Source organism: Streptomyces sp. SID3343 (genome assembly GCF_009865215.1).
In the GTDB taxonomy this organism is placed as follows: domain Bacteria; phylum Actinomycetota; class Actinomycetes; order Streptomycetales; family Streptomycetaceae; genus Embleya.
Map to the genome: position 1 here is coordinate 1 of NZ_WWJX01001130.1, position 4,206 is coordinate 4,206.

2 protein-coding genes are annotated in these 4,206 nt (G+C 72.5%); one reads left to right on the forward strand and one right to left on the reverse strand.

Going from position 1 to position 4,206, the window contains the following annotated elements; translation table 11 throughout:
- Positions 1-467: 467 nt before the first annotated feature.
- Positions 468-2,585 (reverse strand): AAA family ATPase, encoded by a 2,118-nt coding sequence (locus tag GT354_RS35700; RefSeq protein ID WP_161360539.1) that lies wholly within the window; start codon positions 2,583-2,585, stop codon positions 468-470.
- Positions 2,586-3,194: 609 nt separating this feature from the next.
- Between GT354_RS35700 and GT354_RS35705 the strand changes: the two genes are divergently transcribed.
- On the forward strand, positions 3,195-4,206 hold a 1,012-nt coding region (locus GT354_RS35705), incomplete at its 3' end, for a M14 family zinc carboxypeptidase (protein ID WP_161360540.1).

Sequence of the window (4,206 nt, forward strand, 5' to 3'; positions counted from 1 at the left end):
GGGTGGGCGTGGGTCGTGGGGGCGGGCGGTAGGGCAGGCGTGAGTCGCGACGCGGGGCGTACGGGTAAGCCCCCGTTGTGGGCGCGGGCGGTGGGGCAGCCCGGGCCGCGGCGCGGACCGTACCGGTAAGCCCCCGTTGTGGGCGCGGGCGGTGGGGCAGCCCGGGGCGCGGCGCGGACCGTACCGGTAAGCCCCCGTCGTGGGGGCGGCGTTGCTTCTTGTCGGGCGGCTTCGCCGCCGGCTCGCGAAGCAACACTTTCTGCTCCCCCGCTTCGCTCCTCCGCAGAAAGTGTCACTCCGCTCGTGACCTTCGGTGCCTCCACTTCGTTCCGGCACCGAAGGTCTGGAGCGCTTCGCGCTGCGGCCGGGGGCCGCTCTCCTCGCTGCGCTCGTCGATCACACGGGTGGGCCGTGGGGGTGGGCGCTGACGCGCCGGGGATGGCCCCAGGTGTGCGGGGCCGAGGTGGTCAGGCGGGGGTTGGTGGCGTGAGGGCCGGCGGGAGGGGGCGTGCGTGTACCACGGTCAGGCCGGAGACGGCGCGGGTGAGGACGACGTACAGGCGGCGCAGTCCTTGGGCCTCGGCTTCGACGATCTCGGCGGGTTCCGCGACTGCGACGTAGTCGAACTCCAGGCCCTTGGCGAGTGATGCGGGTACGACGCTGATCCGGGCGTCCTCCGGGCCGTCGTCCTCGCCGAGTACCCGGGCCGGGATGTCGGCCGCGCGTAGTGCCTCGGCGATTGTGGGCACGCGTTCGTCCGCGCAGATCAGGCCGATCGAGCCCTCGTGGGCGAGGAGTTCGACCGCTGCCGCGACCGAGCGCTCGGCCAGTTCGTCGGCCTCGACCGCGCGCAGGTCCAGGGAACTCGCCGCCTGGCGTACCGACGACGCGGGGGCGAGGCCGGGGGCGATCAGGGGGAGCAGGCGGCTCGCGAATTCCAGGATCTGGAGCGGTACGCGGAAGCCGCGGGTCAGTTCCTCGACCCTGGCCCCCTCGTGCCCGAGGTGGTGCAGGGTTTCGTCCCACCCCGGGGTGGCCCACGGCGTGGTGCCCTGCGCGATGTCGCCGAGCACGGTGGCCGAACCCGTCGAGCAGCGTCGACCGACCGCGCGGCACTGCATCGGGGACAGGTCCTGCGCTTCGTCGATCACGACGTGGCCGTAGCCGCTCGTGCGGTACAACAGGTCGGCGGTCTCGTCGACGAGTACCGCATCGGCGAGCGTCCAGCGCGCCGAGGCCGCGCCGCGTGGCGGCTTCGACCAGACGATCGCGGCCTGTTCCTCGGCGGTGAGGATGCCGTCGGCGCACGCCGCGAGGAAGTCCGCGTCACCGAGCAGCCGGAACACGAGCTTGAGCGGATCCACGGCGGGCCACATCGCGTCGACCGCGGCCTTGACCGGACGGCTGCGCGCGACCGCGTCCTGCACCCGATCGTCGGGGGACTCGCCGCGCTCCTCCATCTTGGTCAGCAGCGCGTGCGCGAGCCGCTGGCGGAGCATGTCGCGCGCCGCGCCGTACCGCACGTCGCGGGTGCGCAGCGCGGTCAGCAACTCCTCGATCTCGTACACCGCCAGGCGCCACGTACGCGAGTCACGGACCACGACGAGCGACTCCTGGGGTTCGCGCAGCCCCGCCCACACCGCGCGCCGCAGTACCCGCGCCATCCGCGCGTCACCCTTGACCGTGCCGGACACCGCTTCGTCGAGGGCGCGGATTCGTACCTTGGAGGTCCGGGTGACCAGCTCCTCCACGGTGGTCTGACCGACCTCGACCTCGCCGAGGGCGGGCAGCACCTGCTGAATGTAGGCGAGGAAGGACCGGTTCGGGCCGACCACGAGGGTGCCGGTGCGGGCGAGGCGGTCACGGTACGCGTAGAGCAGCCACGCGACGCGGTGCAGGCCGACGGCGGTCTTGCCGGTGCCGGGTGCGCCTTGGACGCACAGGGTGTGGACGAGGTCGGAGCGGACGATCTCGTCCTGCTCGGGCTGGATCGTCGCGACGATGTCGCGCATCGGTCCGACGCGCGGGCGCTCGATCTCGGCCGCGAGGATGCCGCTCGCGGTGTCGGCCTCCTCCGGGTCGGTCAGGTGCTCGTCCTCGAACGCGGTCAACTCGCCGCCGGTCCAGCCGAACCTGCGGCGCAGTTCGACGCCGAGCGGCTCGGCGCGGTTGGCCCGGTAGAACGCGCGGGACAGCGGCGCCCGCCAGTCCACGACCATCGGGTCGCCCAACTCGTCGTGGACGTGTCGGCGGCCGATCCAGAACGCCTCGACTGTCTTGTTCGGGTCGCCGGTCACCTCGACCGGCTCGACCCCCTCGACGCCGTCCGCGAAGCGACCGTCGACGCGGCCGAAGAACAGCGGTGAGCCGGCATGGTCGGCAAGCGCCGCAATGCGTTTGGCGATCAGGTGTTGCGCGGTCTCGTTGGCGACGGCGGTCGCGCCGACGTCGCGCAGGTCCAGCGCCTCGGTCTCCTCGCGCATACGGCGCAGTGCGGCGCGGGAGGAGTCCAGGTGCGCGCGTTCGGCGGCGAGCGGGTCGATGGTGGGCAGGGCCGAGTCCGATGTGGCGGCACGGGCGGGCATGGCTTTTCATCTCCGGATCGAGGCGACGACATGGAGCCCGGCCGTGTGCGAAGCACGTCCTGGTGCGCCCCTGAGGAGGGAGGGGCCGCCATGCCCGGTCCTGACGGGTGGCGGGGGATCCGTTGGGATCCGCGCCGGGGCAGCGGCCCACGCGACCCACGAAGTGGGACAGCGGAATGAGCGAGCCTAGGCCAGTCGCGCTCTCCCATCAACTCCCTTCGGCCCGGCAAACTCGATCGATGGGGCATCGGGTGATGGCATGTCAGGTTTGCTGAGCAGGGTGGTCGTGCGGGAGGGAACCGTTTCGGCGGGCGAGGGGTTCTCGCTGCACGAAAGCGATTCGGCGACCGGGGCGGGTTCGGTTGGGCGATGGATCGGTGCGGGTTCGGTTGGGCGATGGATTGGGGCTGGTCCGCGCGGGCGGTGGATCGGGGCGGGTTCGGTTGGGCGGTGGAGTGCGGTGGGTTCGCTCGCGCCGACCGGTGGTCAGGGTGCGGCCACGTCGATCGAGGTGGCTCGGCGCACGCCGACTGGGGTGGCTCGGCCCATGCCGACCGGCGCGGTTTCGCCGGACGAGACGGTTTTGCTGAAAGGGACGGTGTTTCGCGCATGAGGGCTTGGATAGCGCGCGCACTGCTGCCCGTCGCGCTGGTGGCCGGGGTCGCGTTGTCCCTCGTGCCGGCGGGGCCGGCGCGCGGAGGACGGTTACTGACGGGGTTCGAGCGTCGCGGCGGGACGTCGTGGACGTCGCCGGACGAGGAACGCGACTTCCTGCGGGCTCTGGTCGAGGAATCGGAGACGAGTCGGTCGGAGACGAGTTGGTCGGAGACGAGTTGGTCCGACAGGGGCCGGTCGGAGAGGGGTCGCTCCGAGAGGAGTCGATCGGCCGGGTGGATCACTGTCACCCGGATCGGGACGAGCGCGCGTGGTCGTCCGCTGGAGCTGATCACGCTTACCGGGCCGAGTACGGTGCCCGATCCGATTCGTGTGCTGTTCGTGTGTGGTCAGCACGGCGACGAACCGGCCGGCCGCGAGGCGGGCCTCAAGCTCGTCCGGGACCTGGCCGGCGACCGCTCCGCGGCCGGCCGCCGACTCCTGGAGCGGGTCACGGTGCTCGTACTGCCGACGCCGAATCCGGACGGCCTCGCGGCCGGTACCCGGACCACCGCCGACGGCGTCGACCTCAACCGCGACCACGTGGCGGTGAGTACGCCCGAGGCCCGCGCGATCAGCCGGGTACTGCGCGAGCTGCGCCCCCAAGTCGTGCACGACATGCACGAGTTCGCCACGCCCGTGGGAAACGGTGACGCGCCGTTCCTGTACCTGTGGCCGCGCAATCTCAACGTGACCCCGGCCCTGCGCGCCCTCTCGATCGAGCTCGCGCGCGACCGGATGGGCCCTGCCTTGCGCGCGGCCGGCTGGCAGACGGCCGTGTTCGGGACGACGAGCGCGGCCCGGGAGACGGCCGGCGATGCGGACGAACGGCTGCTGCGCAACATCGCGGGAGTGGACCACGCCGTCGCGGTCCTGGCCGAGGTCGCCGCGACACCGCTGTCCGCCCTGGAACAGCAGGACGCGGGGCTGCTGGGGAGGCGCCGGGTGGCCGCGCACACGGTCGCGG